Annotated in this window: 14 protein-coding genes; 10 read left to right on the plus strand and 4 right to left on the minus strand. The window is 40.8% G+C overall.

From position 1 onward, the window contains the following. The first annotated feature begins 26 nt into the window (after nucleotides 1-26). The 3 genes from rlmD (at nucleotide 27) to BI182_RS04465 (ending at nucleotide 3905) form a co-directional block, all read left to right on the plus strand. Nucleotides 27-1406 (plus strand): 23S rRNA (uracil(1939)-C(5))-methyltransferase RlmD, encoded by a 1380-nt coding sequence (rlmD, locus tag BI182_RS04455; RefSeq protein WP_148637826.1) that lies wholly within the window; start codon nucleotides 27-29, stop codon nucleotides 1404-1406. 478 nt (nucleotides 1407-1884) lie between these two features. Next, nucleotides 1885-3183, plus strand: a complete 1299-nt coding sequence (gene ltrA / locus BI182_RS04460) for a group II intron reverse transcriptase/maturase (protein ID WP_286805827.1) — start codon at nucleotides 1885-1887, stop codon at nucleotides 3181-3183. A gap of 407 nt (nucleotides 3184-3590) precedes the next feature. Then, nucleotides 3591-3905: a recombinase family protein gene (locus BI182_RS04465; RefSeq protein ID WP_148638769.1), complete on the plus strand. Its 315-nt coding sequence runs from the start codon at nucleotides 3591-3593 to the stop codon at nucleotides 3903-3905. On the opposite strand, the gene BI182_RS04470 is transcribed toward BI182_RS04465, so the two are convergent. Beyond that, nucleotides 3883-4812, minus strand: coding sequence for a recombinase family protein (locus BI182_RS04470; RefSeq protein ID WP_286805830.1), 930 nt, complete (start codon nucleotides 4810-4812; stop codon nucleotides 3883-3885). The two genes, BI182_RS04465 and BI182_RS04470, sit on opposite strands and share 23 nt — an antisense overlap. A gap of 708 nt (nucleotides 4813-5520) precedes the next feature. Between BI182_RS04470 and BI182_RS04475 the strand changes: the two genes are divergently transcribed. The 6 genes from BI182_RS04475 to BI182_RS04500 all read left to right on the plus strand — a co-directional run bounded on the left by BI182_RS04475 (nucleotide 5521) and on the right by BI182_RS04500 (nucleotide 13999). Then, complete coding sequence (locus BI182_RS04475) at nucleotides 5521-6219, plus strand: reverse transcriptase domain-containing protein (RefSeq protein ID WP_286805832.1); 699 nt, start codon at nucleotides 5521-5523, stop codon at nucleotides 6217-6219. Between the two features lie 153 nt (nucleotides 6220-6372). Beyond that, on the plus strand, nucleotides 6373-6819 hold the full coding sequence (locus BI182_RS04480) for a group II intron maturase-specific domain-containing protein (RefSeq protein WP_286805834.1): 447 nt from the start codon (nucleotides 6373-6375) through the stop codon (nucleotides 6817-6819). Between the two features lie 474 nt (nucleotides 6820-7293). After that, the gene (hsdR, locus tag BI182_RS04485) at nucleotides 7294-9663 is read left to right on the plus strand and encodes an EcoAI/FtnUII family type I restriction enzme subunit R (RefSeq protein ID WP_148637178.1); all 2370 of its coding nucleotides are present in this window, start codon (nucleotides 7294-7296) and stop codon (nucleotides 9661-9663) included. Between the two features lie 23 nt (nucleotides 9664-9686). Next, nucleotides 9687-11156, plus strand: coding sequence for a class I SAM-dependent DNA methyltransferase (locus tag BI182_RS04490; protein WP_148637179.1), 1470 nt, complete (start codon nucleotides 9687-9689; stop codon nucleotides 11154-11156). Then, nucleotides 11156-12631 carry a restriction endonuclease subunit S gene (locus BI182_RS04495; protein ID WP_148637180.1) on the plus strand — a complete coding sequence of 492 codons (1476 nt, stop codon included), beginning with the start codon at nucleotides 11156-11158 and terminating at the stop codon, nucleotides 12629-12631. The genes BI182_RS04490 and BI182_RS04495 overlap by 1 nt, the downstream gene beginning before the upstream one ends. A gap of 375 nt (nucleotides 12632-13006) precedes the next feature. Beyond that, nucleotides 13007-13999, plus strand: a complete 993-nt coding sequence (locus BI182_RS04500; RefSeq protein WP_148637181.1) for an Abi family protein — start codon at nucleotides 13007-13009, stop codon at nucleotides 13997-13999. A 595-nt stretch (nucleotides 14000-14594) separates the two neighbouring features. Here BI182_RS04500 and BI182_RS04505 read toward each other — a convergent pair. From BI182_RS04505 to BI182_RS04515, 3 genes are read right to left on the minus strand one after another with little or no spacing between them, the layout of a single operon-like run. Next, nucleotides 14595-16433 carry an AAA family ATPase gene (locus BI182_RS04505; protein WP_148637182.1) on the minus strand — a complete coding sequence of 613 codons (1839 nt, stop codon included), beginning with the start codon at nucleotides 16431-16433 and terminating at the stop codon, nucleotides 14595-14597. Beyond that, the gene (locus BI182_RS04510; RefSeq protein ID WP_148637183.1) at nucleotides 16426-16908 is read right to left on the minus strand and encodes an ABC-three component system middle component 2; all 483 of its coding nucleotides are present in this window, start codon (nucleotides 16906-16908) and stop codon (nucleotides 16426-16428) included. Before BI182_RS04510 ends, BI182_RS04505 begins: the two co-directional genes overlap by 8 nt. After that, a complete protein-coding gene (locus tag BI182_RS04515) occupies nucleotides 16887-17822 on the minus strand; it encodes an ABC-three component system protein (RefSeq protein ID WP_148637184.1) in 936 nt (311 codons plus the stop codon). The genes BI182_RS04510 and BI182_RS04515 overlap by 22 nt, the downstream gene beginning before the upstream one ends. A 645-nt stretch (nucleotides 17823-18467) precedes the next feature. Between BI182_RS04515 and BI182_RS04520 the strand changes: the two genes are divergently transcribed. Then, nucleotides 18468-18956, plus strand: coding sequence for an RNA polymerase sigma factor (locus BI182_RS04520; protein WP_148637186.1), 489 nt, complete (start codon nucleotides 18468-18470; stop codon nucleotides 18954-18956). The last annotated feature ends 11 nt before the right edge of the window (nucleotides 18957-18967 follow it).

Raw genomic sequence — 18967 nt, forward strand, 5'->3', positions numbered from 1 at the left:
AAAATAAGAAAATTAAGGAAGTAAGAATGAACGAAACAAGCAACCCGTTAGAAGTTGGACAGCAGTATTCCATGGAATTGATTGATATTACCCATAGTGGGGAAGGGGTGGGTCGGCTTGATAACATGATTGTCTTTGTCGACGGTGGCCTGCCCGGTGATGTGGTGGAGGTGGAGATCAAGAATGTCAAAAAAACCTACGCCCAGGGAAAACTACTGTCAATCAGCCAGGCATCACCCGTTCGGGTCACCCCGGATTGTTCCTATTTTGACCAATGCGGCGGCTGTCAGATCCGCCATATGAGTTATCCGGGCCAACTTAAGGCCAAGGCTAAGATGGTGGGGGATGCACTCCAACGGATTGGGGGCTTTAAAGAGCTCGAAGTGGCGCCGATTATCGGCATGGAAGATCCGTTACGCTACCGCAATAAGGCACAATTTAAACTGGATCGCAAGGGAATGGGTTTTTATGCCAAAAGATCTCATCAGCTGGTTCATATTGACGATTGCCTCAACCAGCCGGAATCAGCAGCGGCGGCCATCAAAACCATCAATGCGCTGGTTCAGGAATTGAATTTAAGCATCTATGATGAGCGCACCCACAAGGGTTATCTCCGGGGGGTGTTGCAGCGTACCAACCTCCAGGGCGAAAACATGATCACCCTGATCATTAACGGTAAGGAGTTAAGTCAACGTCAGGCCATTATTGAGGGCATCGTCGCCGGAATTCCCAATGTCAAAAGTATTTACGCCAACATCAACCGGGAAAAAGGCAATGTCATTCTGGGCAAAAAAAGTCTCTGCGTCTACGGGGCGGCCCGACTGGTGGAGCAGATCGGGGATCTCAGTTTTTCGATTTCACCAAACTCCTTCTTTCAGGTCAATTCGCTGCAGACAGAAAAACTCTATGATGCCATCAAATCGGCTGCTGCCTTGACCGGCACAGAAACCATCTTTGATCTCTATTGCGGTACCGGCACCATCGGGCTTTATCTGGCGGCTCAGGCCAAACAGGTCATCGGGATTGAAAGCGTCGGCGATGCAGTTCTTGATGCCCGGGAAAACGCTGGCCTCAATCAGATCGACAATGCCCGCTTCTTTTTGGGTCGGGCTGAAGATGAAATGCTCAAGATCATCAAAGATGAAGGAGTCAAACCCGATCTGATCGTTCTCGATCCGCCTCGAAAAGGCTGTGACGAATCCTTGCTGCAAGCCATCAGCGAGTTGGGCACCCCCAAGCTTATCTATGTATCCTGTAACCCCTCAACCCTGGCCCGGGATTTAAAGTTTATAACCGAAGCTGGCTATGCTATTAAAACCGTTCAGCCGGTGGATCTGTTCCCGGGAACTGGTCACGTTGAGACGGTAGTATTGATGTGTGCGTCCAGCGAAGCTGGCAAATGCTAACAGGTGAAAGTCCTGTAGGGGTAAAGGTAGGGCAGCCACTTAGTCAGTAACCAGCGTATGGAGTAATTCATACGTTGAAGCGTTACGGAATGTTCTGAAAGGAGCAGACAAACTGATGGGTCGTAACATAAAGTGAATACTGCCGCACCGTTATTGACTTTCCCGAAAGGGAACAACAGGGAGTCGAGCCGAGACATCAACGGCGAAGACAGCAGACGGTATGAAGAACCCTAAATGCAATACCTAAGAACCCTGCGGTGTAGAGGTAGCGACACGTTAGGAAAGTATTTGTCGGAACTGGAGAGAGCCTACTTTGCACAGTCAACTGTAAAGAGGACGCATATAAGCGAAAGTGAAATTGCAGTCCTGCAAAGAGGCAGTCAGAAGTGCTCATAGTACCAATGATTGTGCAGACAACAAAACTGTACATAGGAAAGGGGCACAACTTTATTCAAGTTTGTAGAGGAGGTAGGTACTGGTGATTGCCGATAAAGCTATTAACACCCATGAAAAAGTACGAGACTTTCAAAACAGACTATACCTTACAGCCAAAGCTGACCGAAAGAGAAAGTTCTATGCGATGTATGACAAGATATACCGAAAGGATATTTTGGAGGAAGCATGGAAACGGGTAAAAAGAAATGGTGGGGCAGGCGGAGTTGATAAAGTTAGCATTTTAGACGTGAAAGCGTACGGCGAAGAAAAACTGCTGGACGAAATAGCGGAAGAACTGCAGACAGAGAAATATCGGTGCAAACCTGTCAGACGAACCTATATTCCAAAGGCAGATGGCAAGAAAAGAGCATTAGGAATACCTACGATTAAGGACAGAATAGTGCAGATGGCGGCAAAGATAGTAATCGAGCCGTTATTTGAAGCTGATTTTCAGCCTTGTTCGTATGGATTCCGACCAAAAAGAAGTGCACTACAGGCAATGGACAGGATATTCGAAGCAGCTGATAAAGGCGGTGCTTTGTGGGTAATTGATGCCGACATTAAAGATTATTTCGGCAGTATAAGCCACGATAAACTACTTTTACTGGTAGAGCAGAGGATAACTGACCGCAAGGTGCTGAAGCTTATAAAAGGCTGGCTGAAAGCAGGAGTGATTGAAGCTGGACAATACAGCGAAAGTACACTTGGAGCACCGCAGGGTGGAGTTATATCACCGCTTTTATCCAACATATATCTGAATTATTTTGATGTATACTGGAATAAAAGATTTGGGCACCTGGGCGAGCTGGTACGATATGCAGATGATTTTGTGATATTGTGCAAACGGAAAGCACAGGCAGAAGAAGCTTTAAAAGCGGTGAAATGGATTATGAATAAGCTGGAATTGACATTACACAGTGAGAAAACAAGGCTTGTTGATATGTACTTTGGAAAAGATAGCTTTGATTTTCTTGGCTTTAACAACAGGTTTCAGCGGTTCAGAAATAAAAGCTGGAAGTGGTATTGGACATTACAGCAAGTTCCATCCAAAAAGGCTATGAAGAAAATGAGAGCCAACATCAAAGAGGTGTTTTCCAGTCCGAGCAAACTACTGTGGAGCATGGAAGAAATGGTGAAGCTGCTCAATCCTAAAATTATTGGGATGAGAAATTATTATGCCAGACGGTTCGCAAGACCATGGTTATGGAAGATAGAGAAGTACATCAATCACAAATTTACCCGGTGGTACAATCGGAAGAAACAACGCAATTACAGGTTTGGAAATGCGGCAAAGGTCGGAGAATTGACATTGCAGGCAGGACTAGCAAGTATTTGCGGCTGAATGCTGAAGGAAGAAGAATATCGGAAAGCCGTATGCGGGAAAACCGCACGTACGGTTTGATGAGGGGGCGGTGGCAACCCCACTGCTCTACTCTATCACGGGTTTAGAAATAAACCGTTAAAAAGTGGTGAAACAAAGGGATTCTGCCATTCCAGCGAAGTTGGAATAGCAGAATCCTTTTTAAATGGCGGCACTGCAGGGATTAATGTTTTGTGAAAAGTCGCATAGTTGAGTGGACAGAATTACTTTTAGTAGGTTGTGGAGATAGAATCGATACTTATAGTTCGAGTTGTTAGGAGTGTTGTAAAAATAGCCTAAATACTATTTTTTGAAAACTAAGTAGGCTATTACTTGCTAAATAGAAAGAATTATGGCTATATAGACATACCAAAAGGAGGTATGTTATCATGCTAGAAAGAGAAGATATTGAAGATATTTTTGAAATGTATTTTATGGGAATGACTCCGGATGAGATTAATAAAAAATTTCAAGAATACGGTATTGGAATGAGAGACAATAAACCATTTCAGGAATATCAAATTCCTGAAATGGATGTGGTTCAAATTTTGAAGAATCCTGCGGTAGTTGGGAAAGAAATTATAACACAAGAAATGTTTGATATGGTTCAAGAACTATTAGAATTGGATCGACTAAATGATGAAAATATCATTAAGTTATCAAGAATGGAACAAATTTATACTATTCTTGATTGGGCTTTTTAGAACTGTATTTACAAGATTTACGTTTGCCATTTTCAATATTGCTGCGTTTGGATTTCTCAAGTTGAACAGCATCAAAAATTTCCTCTGAAATAATAGGATCGTGATGCTCTTTGAATTCGTAACTCGGAACTTTTTCATTGTTTTTAAGTAAGATGACACGGCCTGTATACTTTTCATTACTAAGCATAGTATCAATAGTACGTTTGCACCATTGATCTTTCCCGGTAGGTGATTTTATATTGCGCTTTTTTAACTCTCGAATAATGCCAAGAGTAGTCAAACTGGAGAGATACAAATTGAAAATTAATTTAACATTTTCGGCTTGGTCTTCAACAATTTCTAGACTTCCTTGAGTACCATTTTTGTAGCCATAAGTTTTGCGGTTGTAGAGTTTTGATTGTCCTTGGCAGGCACGTTTTTCATGGCCCCATTGGATTGCTTCCGAACGGTTTTCATTTTCAGCTTGAGCAAGAGCAGCGAATAATTCAATCATTAATGTGTCGTTGTCTTTGAATGAATCCAGACCATCATCTACAAAAATAACTTGAACATCACATGCTCTTAATATTCTCAAGGATTCGATTACTTCTTCCGTGTTGCGACCGAATCGTGCAATAGTGGTACTGATGACAATGTCTATTAGTCCTGCATACGCCTGAGAATGCAGGCGATTAAATTGTTCTCGGCTTGATCCAGTTTTTCCGGTATGAATTTCTAAAAAAGTGTCATATAGCTTCCAACCTTGGTGACTGGCTACTTTTTGAGTCAATTTTGATATTTGTGATGATAAGGCTTTAAGTTGCTCTGCTGTATTAGAACTTTCACGAGCATATATAACGACCATTTTATCTGCCTTTTTGGTGGTACTGGTGGCAGGAATAATAGTCACCTTCTTTTCTTCATCCATATGAACACCTCATTTTTATTTTTTCTGTGAGAATATAGTATAATCATCAGTATAACATCAAATTGCAGAATAGCCTAATTGAAAATAGAAGATAACGAGAATATTGGTTACACAAAATAGCTAAATTTAAGGACTCAAGCTAGATTATTTTAAAATGTGAAATAGCCTAATAATTTCATGTGGAGACGGTAGTATTGATGTGTGCGTCCAGCGAAGCTGGCAAATGCTAACAGGTGAAAGTCCTGTAGGGGTAAAGGTAGGGCAGCCACTTAGTCAGTAACCAGCGTATGGAGTAATTCATACGTTGAAGCGTTACGGAATGTTCTGAAAGGAGCAGACAAACTGATGGGTCGTAACATAAAGTGAATACTGCCGCACCGTTATTGACTTTCCCGAAAGGGAACAACAGGGAGTCGAGCCGAGACATCAACGGCGAAGACAGCAGACGGTATGAAGAACCCTAAATGCAATACCTAAGAACCCTGCGGTGTAGAGGTAGCGACACGTTAGGAAAGTATTTGTCGGAACTGGAGAGAGCCTACTTTGCACAGTCAACTGTAAAGAGGACGCATATAAGCGAAAGTGAAATTGCAGTCCTGCAAAGAGGCAGTCAGAAGTGCTCATAGTACCAATGATTGTGCAGACAACAAAACTGTACATAGGAAAGGGGCACAACTTTATTCAAGTTTGTAGAGGAGGTAGGTACTGGTGATTGCCGATAAAGCTATTAACACCCATGAAAAAGTACGAGACTTTCAAAACAGACTATACCTTACAGCCAAAGCTGACCGAAAGAGAAAGTTCTATGCGATGTATGACAAGATATACCGAAAGGATATTTTGGAGGAAGCATGGAAACGGGTAAAAAGAAATGGTGGGGCAGGCGGAGTTGATAAAGTTAGCATTTTAGACGTGAAAGCGTACGGCGAAGAAAAACTGCTGGACGAAATAGCGGAAGAACTGCAGACAGAGAAATATCGGTGCAAACCTGTCAGACGAACCTATATTCCAAAGGCAGATGGCAAGAAAAGAGCATTAGGAATACCTACGATTAAGGACAGAATAGTGCAGATGGCGGCAAAGATAGTAATCGAGCCGTTATTTGAAGCTGATTTTCAGCCTTGTTCGTATGGATTCCGACCAAAAAGAAGTGCACTACAGGCAATGGACAGGATATTCGAAGCAGCTGATAAAGGCGGTGCTTTGTGGGTAATTGATGCCGACATTAAAGATTATTTCGGCAGTATAAGCCACGATAAACTACTTTTACTGGTAGAGCAGAGGATAACTGACCGCAAGGTGCTGAAGCTTATAAAAGGCTGGCTGAAAGCAGGAGTGATTGAAGCTGGACAATACAGCGAAAGTACACTTGGAGCACCGTGGGCTGTTGTTATATCACCGCTTTAATCCAAAATAAGTCTGAATAGTTGTGGTTGATACTGGAATAAAAGTATTTGGCACGCAGGCGAGCTGGTACGATATTCAGATGATGTTGTTATAGTGTGCAGACTGGAAGAACAGGCAGAGTAAGCTTTGAACTCGGAGATAAGGAAGATGTACATGTTTGAGTTTACATTACACAGGGATAAAGCAAGGTTTGTTGATATGTACTTTGGAAAAGATAGCTTTGATTTTCTTGGCTTTAACAACAGGTTTCAGCGGTTCAGAAATAAAAGCTGGAAGTGGTATTGGACATTACAGCAAGTTCCATCCAAAAAGGCTATGAAGAAAATGAGAGCCAACATCAAAGAGGTGTTTTCCAGTCCGAGCAAACTACTGTGGAGCATGGAAGAAATGGTGAAGCTGCTCAATCCTAAAATTATTGGGATGAGAAATTATTATGCCAGACGGTTCGCAAGACCATGGTTATGGAAGATAGAGAAGTACATCAATCACAAATTTACCCGGTGGTACAATCGGAAGAAACAACGCAATTACAGGTTTGGAAATGCGGCAAAGGTCGGAGAATTGACATTGCAGGCAGGACTAGCAAGTATTTGCGGCTGAATGCTGAAGGAAGAAGAATATCGGAAAGCCGTATGCGGGAAAACCGCACGTACGGTTTGATGAGGGGGCGGTGGCAACCCCACTGCTCTACTCTATCAAGGGTAGAGAAATAAACCGCTGAAAGGTCTGAAACATCGGTAATTACGGGGTTTAAAGATTTTTGAATATTACCAATCTGCCAGAATCCCTTACAATATTGATAATCGAGAAAATATCAATGGTCAGGTTGAGTTGACGGGATTATTTTTGGATAGGTTGTGTAGACAGCTTTGATTTTACAAATATGAATATAGTTTTGATGCAATAAAGGCCGCCTTGTGATGAGGTGGCTTTTTTCTGTTTGGTGTTTATTTTTTGAATAATCTTCTATCATATGAAAACCTAACAATAATGTAAGTTTTTCTGCCTGTTTCGTTTAGCGCTATGTTATACTATTCATAACGATATTTTGCATCCTTGGAAAGGAAGAAATTCATGGGGAAAAGACAATTGTCAGAAGAAGATATCAAAGCCAGATACATAACACCAGCGATTACTAACGCTGGATGGGATATTAAAAAACAAGTAAGGTTAGAGTATGCCTTTACCGCCGGTAGGATTATCCTGCGTGGCAATATCACGGCCAGGGGCAAACAGAAACGGGCGGATTATGTCCTTTTTTACAAGAACAATTTTCCATTAGCCATTGTTGAAGCCAAGGACAATAATCATGCAGTAGGTGCTGGCCTTCAGCAGGCGATTGACTATGCCAAAGCCTTAGATATTGATTATGTCTATGCATCCAATGGCGATGGCTTTGTGGAACAGAATTTGATCACGGGTGAAGTCAGACAGCTTGCATTAGCAGCGTTTCCGTCACCGGAGGACTTATACAAGCGTTATCGAATCGATAAAGGCATCAGTGTGACAGAAGAAAAAGTTATGCTTGAGCCTTATTACTATATCCCGAATTACAAAACCCCCAGATACTACCAGCGGGTAGCGATCAACCGAACCGTCGATGCCGTGGCCAAGGAGAGAGAGCGGATACTGGTGGTCAGTGCCACCGGAACTGGGAAGACCTATATGACTTTTCAGATTATTTACCGTTTATGGAAGTCCGGACTTAAGAAAAAAATCCTTTTCCTGGCGGATCGGAATGTCCTGATTGACCAGACCATTTCAGGGGATTTCAAGCCTTTTGGTGGCAAGATGACTAAGGTGCAGAAAAGAAACCTGGACAGCTCCTACGAAATCTATCTGGCCCTTTATCAGCAGCTTGCCGGCGATGATGGTGAAGAGGCTTATTTGCAGTTCAAGCCCAACTTCTTTGACCTCATCGTGATTGATGAGTGCCATCGAGGTAGTGCCAAAGAAGAATCTGCATGGCGAAAGATATTGGACTACTTTTCTTCAGCCACCCACGTGGGCTGTACAGCTACACCCGTTGAAACAAAAGAAGCATCAAGCTTCACTTATTTTGGGGATCCGATATATGAATACTCCCTTAAACAAGGAATTGATGATGGCTTCCTGGCTCCTTATAAAGTGATTCGCATTGGCCTGGATCGTGACCTTGAAGGCTATCGGCCAGAAGCAGGCAAAGTCGATAAGCATGGCTATGAGATTGAAGACCGGGAATATAACGCGAAAGATTTTGACCGAAAATTAGTCATTGATGACCGTACCCGCGTAATTGCATCAAAAATCACCGAATTTTTAACTAAAACAGACCGCTTCAGCAAGACGATCGTATTTTGTGTGGACATTGAACACGCCGAACGCATGCGTCAAGCACTAATCAATGAAAATAAAGATTTATACGCCCAAAATGACCGCTATATTATGCGCATTACCGGGGACAATGATATCGGCAAGGCCCAGCTGGAGAACTTCATTGATGAAGAAAGCACCTATCCGGTCATCGCCATAACCAGCAAACTGATGACCACCGGTGTCGATGCCAAAATGTGTAAACTGATCGTGCTGGAAAACAATATCAACAGCATGACCGAATTTAAGCAGATCATCGGCAGGGGCACACGCCTTTTAGAAGACTATGGCAAGACCTACTTCAGTATCATGGACTTCCGTAATGCCAGCCGACTCTTTGCGGATCCGGCTTTTGATGGAGAACCGGAAGTGGTCATTGACCTCGGTTCGGATGATCCCGTGGATGAACCGGAAACTGAAGATGAAAATGATTCTGGACAAGATACCGGCGATGATGGGGTCAAAGAAGAACATGCCGACTATGAAACCGGCGATACGCCAGCCTTTAATGATGACGGTGAAGATAAGCCGCGAAAATATTATGTCGGCGATGTTGTTGTTAAGGTTCTTTCAGAACGGGTTCAGTACGTCGATAAAGACGGGAAGCTCATTACCGAAAGCCTCATTGACTACACCAGGAAAAACATCCTCCAGCAGTATGCCCGTTTGGATCAGTTTCTTCGCACCTGGACAGCAGCCGAGAAAAAACAGGCCATCATTGATGAACTTCAAGATGATGGGGTGCTGCTTGAAGCCGTAAGACAGGAATTGGGTAAAACGGAGCTGGATGACTTTGATCTTATTTGTCACATTGCTTATGATAAAAAACCACTAACAAAACAAGAACGGGCAGCGAATGTGAAGAAAAGGCATTATCTATACAAATATTCGGATGTTGCCGAGCAAGTGATCGCAGCACTCCTTGATAAGTATGCGAATGATGGCATTAAAGAGATAGAAGAAACAAAGGTACTGCAGCTGGAAGAGTTTGCCAAGATCGGCAGTCCGATGAAAATTGTTAAAGCCTTTGGTGGCAAAGAAGCCTATCAAAAGGCCGTCCAGGAATTAGAAAACGAGATATATTACGCATAAATAGATAAGGCAGGTAAATAAAAATGGCAATTGGTAACTTTGTAAAGAGAATTCAAGATGTGATGCGAAATGACTCCGGTGTCAACGGGGACGCCCAGAGGATTGAACAAATCGTCTGGATTCTATTCTTAAAAATATATGATGCAAAAGAAGAAGCCTGGGAGCTTTATAACGATCATTACACATCCATTATTCCAGCTGGACTCAAGTGGCGTGATTGGGCCGTCGATAGAAAAGATGGGGAAGCCTTAACTGGCGATGCGCTCCTGGACTTTGTCAACAACACCCTTTTCCCAACCCTGAAGAATCTGGAAATTGATGAAGAAACGCCGATGAGTCAAGTCATTGTCCGTTATGCCTTTGAGGATGCCAATAACTATCAGAAAGACGGTGTCCTCCTAAGACAAGTGGTCAATGTCATTGATGAGATTGATTTCACCGAATACAAGGAACGCCATGAGTTTGGGACCATCTATGAATCCTTCCTCAAGGATCTGCAAAGCGCCGGAAATGCCGGTGAGTTTTACACACCAAGAGCCGTGACAGACTTTATGGTGAAAGTAGTTAAGCCGGTCTTGGGTGAAAAAATCGGCGACTTCGCCTGTGGTACCGGCGGGTTTCTGACTTCAGCTTTACAGGAGCTGGAAACTCAGGTAGAGAATTCCCTTGAGAACCGGGAAATCTATAATAAATCTGTTTATGGGATTGAAAAGAAGGCCCTGCCACATATGCTTTGCGTGACCAATATGCTAATTCATGATATCGATGATCCCAATATCCTTCACGGCAATGCCCTGGAGATGGACTACAAAGATATGCGGAAGATGGAACCGTTTGATGTGGTTTTAATGAATCCACCCTATGGCGGCAGTGAAAAAGACAGCGTCAAGTCCAACTTTCCGACAGAGCTCAGAAGTTCCGAAACGGCAGATCTTTTTATGAATGTCATTATGTATCGACTTAAGAAAAATGGCCGATGCGCCGTGATCATTCCCGACGGCTTCCTGTTTGGTACTGATAACGCAAAGTTCAATATTAAGAAAAAGCTGTTCGGTGAATTTAATCTTCATACCGTGGTGAGAATGCCGCACAGCGTCTTTGCCCCTTATACATCGATTAGAACCAATATCCTGTTTTTTGATAATACCGAACCGACCAAAGAAACCTGGTTCTATCGCATGGATATGCCGGAAGGCTATAAGAACTTCTCCAAAACCAGACCGATGAAGCTGGAACATTTTGGTGCGGCCCTGGCGTGGTGGGATAACCGGGAAGAAATCGAAGTGGATGGTTTCCCCAAGGCAAAGTGCTATACTACCAGCGAAATCATCGAAAGAAGTTACAACATCGACCTCTGTGGATTTCCTCATGAAGAAGAAGTGATCCTTGAGCCAATGGATTTGATTCAAGTTTATCAAGAAAAGCGGGCGTCACTGAATGATGAAATTGATCATGTATTAGAACAGATTACTTCAATGCTTGGTGGTAATTAATGAAGGCACAGGATTTAAAGAACAGCATCCTTCAACTTGCAATTCAGGGGAAACTGGTGGAACAGCGGGCAGAAGAAGGAACTGCGAAGGAATTATTAGAAAAGATAGCGGCTGAGAAGAAACAGCTGATTCTGGAAGGTAAAATTAAAAAGCAGAAGCCGCTACCTGCAATCAATGAAGAAGTGATTCCATTTGATATTCCGGAGAGTTGGGAATGGGTTAGACTAGCGGAGATCGGAGAAATAGTTGGAGGGGGTACACCAAAAACTGGAAGCAGCGATTTTTGGAATGGTGGAGATATTCCTTGGTTGACTCCTGCTGATATGAAATTTGTTCCTGGTAAATATGTGAAAAGCGGAGAACGCTTTATTACTGAACAAGGTCTAAAAGGTTCCTCAGCTAGATTGATGCCTAAGGGAACGATAATTTATTCAAGTCGTGCGCCGATAGGGTATATTGCGATTGCAGAAAATGCATTAGCTACAAACCAAGGTTTTAAATCTCTAGTTCCATACGAAGCCAGAATAAATGAATACATCTATTATTGCTTGATCTCCAGAACTAATGAGATTATCAGCAGAGCGTCTGGTACAACATTCAAAGAGATATCGGGCAGTGAATTTGGTCTGTCGGTAGTTCCACTCCCCCCACTCGAAGAACAAAAGCGTATTGTAGCAAAAATCGAAGAAATGATGCCTTATGTCGAAAAATACGATGTAGCTTATTCTGAAGTGGCGATGCTGAATAAAAAGTTCCCGGAAGATATGCAAAAGTCGATTTTGCAATATGCCATCCAAGGCAAGCTGGTTGAGCAGCGAAAAGAAGATGGAACGGCTGAAGAGCTTTATCAGCAGATTCAAGAAGAGAAGAAAAAGCTGATTGAGGAAGGCAAGATTAAAAAGACCAAGGCGCTTCCCGAGATTACAGAGGATGAGATTCCTTTTGATATTCCGGAGAATTGGAAGTGGGTTAGGTTGGGTAATCTGCTAAATAAATTAACTGACGGTACCCACAGCACCCCTAAGTACACTGTTACTGGAGTTCCGTTTATATCTGTTAAAGATGTAAGTGGAGGTAAGATGGATTTCTCAAATACCAAATTCATCTCTCAAGAAGAACATGACTCTTTATATAAAAGGTGCAATCCTGAAAAAGATGATATTCTCTTAACAAAAGTTGGAACTACAGGGATACCCGTAATTGTTGATAACGATCAAGAGTTCAGTCTATTCGTTAGTGTTGCACTTTTAAAATTTAATACAGATTTGATTTTTAATAAATATTTTATGTATGCTATAAAAGCCCCTGTTGTACAGATTCAAGCTAGGGAAAATACCAGAGGCGTGGGTAATAAAAATTGGGTTATGAGAGACATTGCTAATACAATTCTTCCATTGCCTCCGTTAAATGAACAGAAACGTATTGTTGATGAGCTAGAAAAACTTCTACCTTACACAAAGCAACTCGTGAAGTAATTGAATTTCACTCACTAGGGTGGTTTTATCTTTACCACTTCTCAAAATGGTAATTGCGCCTGGGTCTTGCGTGAAAAATCCCATCGTTTGTTATGGTGGATACCTTAAATTAGCGCCACATAACAGTAACCGTAAAGCCTTGATATTAAAGGGTTTATGGGTTATGTGGCTAATTTATTTAGTTGCCCCTGGATATGACAGTTTTCTCTATGCTTCCATCATCATCTCATAATGCTGTCCTTTCTTTAATTAAGAATTATTTCAAAAGTTTCTTAAAAAAGTTATTGTATTTTATCAGTTGTTGATATACAATGAAGACACAGATCAAGCCTTAACCGTCCGCGGTGAGGCTATTTTCATTTAGGGGATGTTGTTTTGAAACCATTTCATACTTTAGACGAGCAAGTAGAAAAGCTTAAATCTAGAAAACTCATTGTAGATGATGTCGATTTTGCGAAGAGTATACTTTCCAAAGAAAACTACTATAATGTAGTCAATGGATATAAAAAGCCATTTTTGAAAAGAGATCTTGGAGGGGCATTACTTCAACCGGAAGAATATGTTGAAGGTTGTAGATTTGAAGAACTATATAGCTTATATTGTTACGATAGGGACCTGAGGATGTTATTGTTAGGTGTATTGCTGAAATTTGAAACCCATTTCAAAACATCGTGTGCATACAATTTCTCAGATGAATATAGAGACTCATATGCATATCTAAACGTAGGGAACTATTCTCAGAAAAAAGAGGACCTTACTAAGGTATTGAAAAATATCTCTGTACTCTCTAGTGAGTTGAACAAGAATACTAATGGCAGTAGAGCAAAAAGTGTATACATCAGCCACTACATTGAAAATCATAAATGTGTTCCTTTATGGGTGCTAGTAAATAGCCTAACAATTGGGAATATGTCATATTTTTACTCGGCCATTGACGAAAGAATAAGAGCGAAAATTGCTAAAGGATTTAGCAGTGATTTCAAAAAAGAATATGATTCCAATGAGAAAGTCGACACGAGTGAAATGGCCCAAATAGTAAAAGCCGTTAATCTGTTCAGGAATGTATGCGCCCATGAAGAAATACTATTTTTGTTTAAACTAAATACAAAGCTTAAATCAACCCTATTCACAAAGTATTTCAAATCTGAAGCGATCAATCAGGAAAAAATAGAAAAAAGTGACCTGTTTGCTCTTGTGGCTGTTTTGAAATTGGTTACGCAGAAAGAAGAGTATATAAGCTTTATTGACAATATAGATACTTTATTTAGTATATATCGCGAGAAATTTAAATCTGTGAATTTTGACAAAATAATTTTTCTATCCGGATTCCATCCAAATTGGAAAAATGAAATTCTGGAATCGATATAATATAATTTGGGATCTGTCAAGATTTGATCTCGGCAGACAGCTTCGAAAGGTAAACTTTTCGATATGCCGCTGTTTCACCAAAACATTCGCTTGGGGATAACCCGAAAAGCGTGAAACAAGTGCCACATAACCTTTTAAACCCTGATTTTAAAGGGTTTACGGGTTATGTGGCTATTTTTTTTTAATTCTTTTTTAAAATTATCGGATTTAGCAGTTTATATAATTGTGATGCTGGGATAACCGCTAATGAAAGTCACAGAATGGCTGCTCAAGGCTTTGGAACACTACCTGCAGTGATCCAGTGGTCGGCTTTTTATAATCTCTCCAGAAATCAATCTTTCATGTCCCCATCATCATTTCATAATGCTGTCCTTGGCCCATCAGGTCAAAGATCATCTTAAAGGTTTCCCGGCTCTGCCTGATATCAATGCATTCATCGATATAATTCGTCCCATCATTGAAGCCTAGCGCATGTGTATTGATGTAGGCGAGCATGGCCGCAGCCGTTTGATATTAGGTCGTATCTACTTTACCATTTGCATCAATTTATCTTTATTCTTTTTCAAGATAGTTTTACCAAGAACAATTAACTGAATTATCTATCCTCTGGATTATAAACATCGTTTAGAAATCCATATCTACCAGATTCTATATTTCGAGAGAATTCAATGACATGAATTCCGCTCTCATCATCTTCTTGAGGAACGAAAGGCATGCGTTTTTTCTGTTCAATAATGATAACTTGTCGTTCGCATGCATGATTGATGAGATATTGAATGAAATTTAATTTAATTGTATTTCCCTGTTCAATGTGATCAGCTTCTGATAGCTGTGTTAATGGCGAATCAGCTGCAAAAAAACTTGGGGCTTTGCAATCACGTTCGATAAGGTATGCACTCATCGCAAGAGTGGTAATTGTGTTCAAAATACCGCAAAAACCACCACCCATAGAAACAGCTTTTTTCAAACCACCGATTTCAATATCAAAATTAGTCATATTAAGCCGTGCGGTTGTTGCACCACCTACTTTAGAGGCACTTAATATTTTGATGAGCTTATTCTCAAAACCATAGACAAGATCATAGTCATAATAGCTTAAAATATTGTATTTAGGATTTTCTGGTGTTTCTTCAGTTTCTTTTTCAAAAAGTTCACTTTTGTACTGTGTTTCATTTTGACGAACTGCTTCGAGTTCGCCAGCATATTTCATAAGTAGTAGATTAGTTTCAAGATGTCCTTTGAACTCTAACAGTTGTGGACGAAGCTGCATAGATATAAAAGTATCGACAGACTCTTTTTGCTGTTCAAGGTCTTTTAAGTTGTCAGTAGTTGCTTGCCTTTGCTTATCGATATCCCGTTGCGCTTTTTCAAGTTCAGTAAGATGACCTTTTATTTTTTCAAGTTCGGCAGAGGATGCGGCAATGAAATGTGGTTTTGGATCTACAATCAGTTCGTTGTCACAGAATGGACAGTGTTTTGTTGGGGGAAGTGCTGAGACACTTCTTTTTCCTTCGACAATGAAACCAAGTCGTCTAATATCAGATTGGTATTGCTTTCGCAATACAGAAAAATTATGTATAACAGTGTTACATTCAGAAAGCTTGCTATTTTGTGCATAAATCTGTGACATGAGGTTATTACTTTTATTTGCCGCTTCATCAAGTTCTTTCTGTATTGTGTTAATTTCTTCATGAATCTTTTCGAGCGTATCATGTAGATTTTTAGTTCCAGTATTGGAAAGTGTTACTTCCAACTCTTCCCGGCGTTTGGATGAACGATCAGCCTTATCGCGAATGTAATCCGTTAACGCTTTTCTTTTTGCTTTGCTTATTTCTGGATTTTCAGGTTTTTCTAAATTATCAGCATCTTGTCCGGTTAGTAGATACAGTAATGCCGCCGGTGATGCAGTTTTGCCATAACCGCCAGGTACTATAAGTGCAGATGTTTCCCTTGCAATGTCGGCCTGTCGCATAAAAAACAAGTGCAGTATACTTCGCCATGTTAAGGCTTGCGTTTTACCGGTTTGGCTTGACAGAATTTCGTGTGGTTCATGAATTCCAAGAAGTTTAAGAAAAACGGCATTGATATTTTTCTTGGCAGATTTGCTGGTGCTATAAGTGCCATGTTCAATGGTTGTATCTGAGCCACTGACGCAAATCTTTGCATCACCAATTGTCCGCTCAAGAACAACCGTCCCTGAAGCCGTTACTAAATAAAGGGCAATCTTTTCATATCCGTTGTTATTATCGACTATTTTTGATGGACGATCTGGTTTTGGTGTGAAACCAAAGACGTAATCGATGCAATCAAATATCAGACTTTTTCCAGTGTTAGACGGTCCAATAATTAAATTCAAGCCTGGCTTAAAATTGATAGTAGAGTTATTATGGCCTCCACCGGAAACAATCAGCTTTTCAAAATAAAACCTATTCATTATTGACCTCCTGCAAAGAATAAAGTATGTGTTGATTAATACGCTTTAGCATAGCGCGATCATCTGATATATCGAGGTTTTTGAGAACCGCTCGAATAGCAATGCGATATTCATCTGAATAGGAATCGATTAAACAACGACATACATTTTTCCCAGCTTCGCTAATCTTGTATCCGAATCCATTACGGGTAGACAAAAAAATAATTGTACCATTAAGAACAAGAATTTTTAGAGCAAGCGTCACTAAATCTCTCCTGGCTGAATACTCACTAAAACGGTAATTGCCATAACCGTGGAGATTTTCGTCAAGGAGATTAAAATCTGCGGCATATACTGCAATAAAGTCGATGGCGCAAATTCTTTGCACATCTAATTCTACATTCCCTATTTCGTTAAGCATAAGAAGAATGCGAAATGATATTTCAAATGGAGACCCGAGTACCGTCATTTCATTCATTTTTTCTTTTTCACCCATTTCAGTTGGCCATCATTAACTAATTGATGGCAGACTCCCTTTTTGATTTTTCCACTTATCCAATATGGTGATGCACTAAGTAAATAATTTTTCAAGTCCAAATTAACTGCTTGTTCCATGACGGCAAGCATACGTTCATATCCATTTGGATGTATACGTTTTGCGGTATCTCTAACACAAGTGTAAGTTTCATCTTTTAACACCTCAAACTGATCTGAAAGACCACCACAACCGAGTTCCATTACCCCACGCTGTATGGATTCTGCAGCGTAGAAATCGATGCGTCGGTCAGCGAGATCTTCTTCATATTCAGGAAAACTCGATAAATCGGATTTTCCAAAAGTACTCTTACCTTCAGCATCTCCAAAAGCACAATAAAGTTCATGGATATAATTATATTCTTCAATCGTCGCTTCCTCTGGCACTGGCACTTCAGCTGGTCTGGGGAGCGATTTAATTTTTTGGTTAATTTCATTTACTAATTCAAAATCATAATCGAAGTTCTCGGAAGTATCAGATGAGAGATCTTGGCCTTTAATAATTTCGAGAAGTATTGTTTCCAGAAGTTCGGCACAAGTATTAGGAATATGGTTGCTGTCATGTGGAATTTCGCAATCATCCAACCATTTAGAGACAGCTTCGAAGGAATCAGAATTGTCCATTTGATCATCGAGCCAACTTGAGAACTTATCGGTATCTCGATGATCATAGATATACTGGGCATCCTTTGGTTGAATAAGTCGAGATCCTTTTATATATCGATACCGCGTATCGTCTTTATTTTGGAGAATCTCACAAGCATCCATAACAGCGTCCTGAATAAAATTTCCAATCAATTGAGTAAAATAGCTCGGTCTATCCATTCCACCGGAACAAAATGGTGAAAGTCCTTGAGCATAGTCGGAAAATTTCAAAATGTTGCACCCCCTACAATGAAATATTTGCATATTTATAGCCCAGTCCGAAAGTGTCCGTAAGCGTCCGGCCAGTCCGATTTTTGAAAGTACTGATTTGATAAAATGAAATCAATCCAATGATAAAGGCTTCGATCAAGAGTTCTGTATAATCTATTATATTAAAATTATTGGTAAAAGGAAAGAGTTTCCGTAACAAAAAGGGGGTGAGAATAATAACAGCGATGAAGAACTCCAAACAGACTTCAAAGAAAGTGGCTTCTATAGCAAGCAAAATTTTGAAAGACAGTCGTTACGGCAAAAGTTCCAAGTCAGTAGCAGGAAGTGCTTTGGCACAGAAATCAGGCAAGAAGAAATAGCCTTGCAAAGATAGTCAGATATATTTAAATAATCAACCTGCCTATCTCTTAATTGTGAAATAAAGTAGTAAAAATTTACAACAAAATTATCTCAAAGCCTGAGATGCGCATTAAGGCGGCGGGATACATCAAGAGTGTTGAATACAGCTTAGCTGTGGACATGCTCTGATGTACCCACCGTGCTTTACTATGCCATTTTTAGGTATTGGAGTCGGTGTGTATTGGTGCATCGGCTCTTTTTGTATCCTTGTCGTCCAAACCATCCAGGGGAAAGGCAAGGAACTTTATGAGAAAGTTTAAAACCCCAGAGAAGAATCGGCCCAGCTACACTTATTATTCAGTTGATGGATCAAAAATTAAAATTACGCCTGATGAAGAAGGTGTGACCAACACAGTGATTTCTACACTTCATGCATGGGATGATCAGGAATTCGATGCTGAACGTCGAGAAAATTACCACGTTCCAGTGCATCTGGAATCATACCAAGATACGAGCGATGATGACGCTACCGACCGAAATCCCTATCTTATAGACCCGGCACCCAACCCGGTGGAGACACTCATTAAGTCAATTGACGCAGATGAGCACGAGGCTCGGTTGGAAAAATTAAAAACAGCGATTGATACCCTCCAGCTGCAACAAAAAGTTTTGATTCAAAAAGTGTTTTATGAAGGACGCACCTACGTGGATATTGCAGCCGAAGAAGGTGTCACTGAGGCAGCAATAAGGAATAGACTGAAAAAGATCTTTAATAATCTAAGAAAGAAAATCTGAAAAAGGGGGGT

This window comes from Acetobacterium sp. MES1 (assembly GCF_002237635.1).
GTDB lineage: Bacteria > Bacillota > Clostridia > Eubacteriales > Eubacteriaceae > Acetobacterium > Acetobacterium wieringae.

What these genes read in the sequence shown, in the direction of transcription:
- rlmD (WP_148637826.1), top strand. Translation starts at nt 27, where the DNA reads ATGAACGAAACAAGCAACCCGTTAGAAGTTGGACAGCAGTATTCCATG.
- BI182_RS04465 (WP_148638769.1), top strand. Translation starts at nt 3,591, where the DNA reads ATGCTAGAAAGAGAAGATATTGAAGATATTTTTGAAATGTATTTTATG.
- BI182_RS04470 (WP_286805830.1), bottom strand. Translation starts at nt 4,812, where the DNA reads ATGGATGAAGAAAAGAAGGTGACTATTATTCCTGCCACCAGTACCACC.
- BI182_RS04480 (WP_286805834.1), top strand. Translation starts at nt 6,373, where the DNA reads ATGTTTGAGTTTACATTACACAGGGATAAAGCAAGGTTTGTTGATATG.
- hsdR (WP_148637178.1), top strand. Translation starts at nt 7,294, where the DNA reads ATGGGGAAAAGACAATTGTCAGAAGAAGATATCAAAGCCAGATACATA.
- BI182_RS04490 (WP_148637179.1), top strand. Translation starts at nt 9,687, where the DNA reads ATGGCAATTGGTAACTTTGTAAAGAGAATTCAAGATGTGATGCGAAAT.
- BI182_RS04495 (WP_148637180.1), top strand. Translation starts at nt 11,156, where the DNA reads ATGAAGGCACAGGATTTAAAGAACAGCATCCTTCAACTTGCAATTCAG.
- BI182_RS04505 (WP_148637182.1), bottom strand. Translation starts at nt 16,433, where the DNA reads ATGAATAGGTTTTATTTTGAAAAGCTGATTGTTTCCGGTGGAGGCCAT.
- BI182_RS04510 (WP_148637183.1), bottom strand. Translation starts at nt 16,908, where the DNA reads ATGGGTGAAAAAGAAAAAATGAATGAAATGACGGTACTCGGGTCTCCA.
- BI182_RS04520 (WP_148637186.1), top strand. Translation starts at nt 18,468, where the DNA reads ATGAGAAAGTTTAAAACCCCAGAGAAGAATCGGCCCAGCTACACTTAT.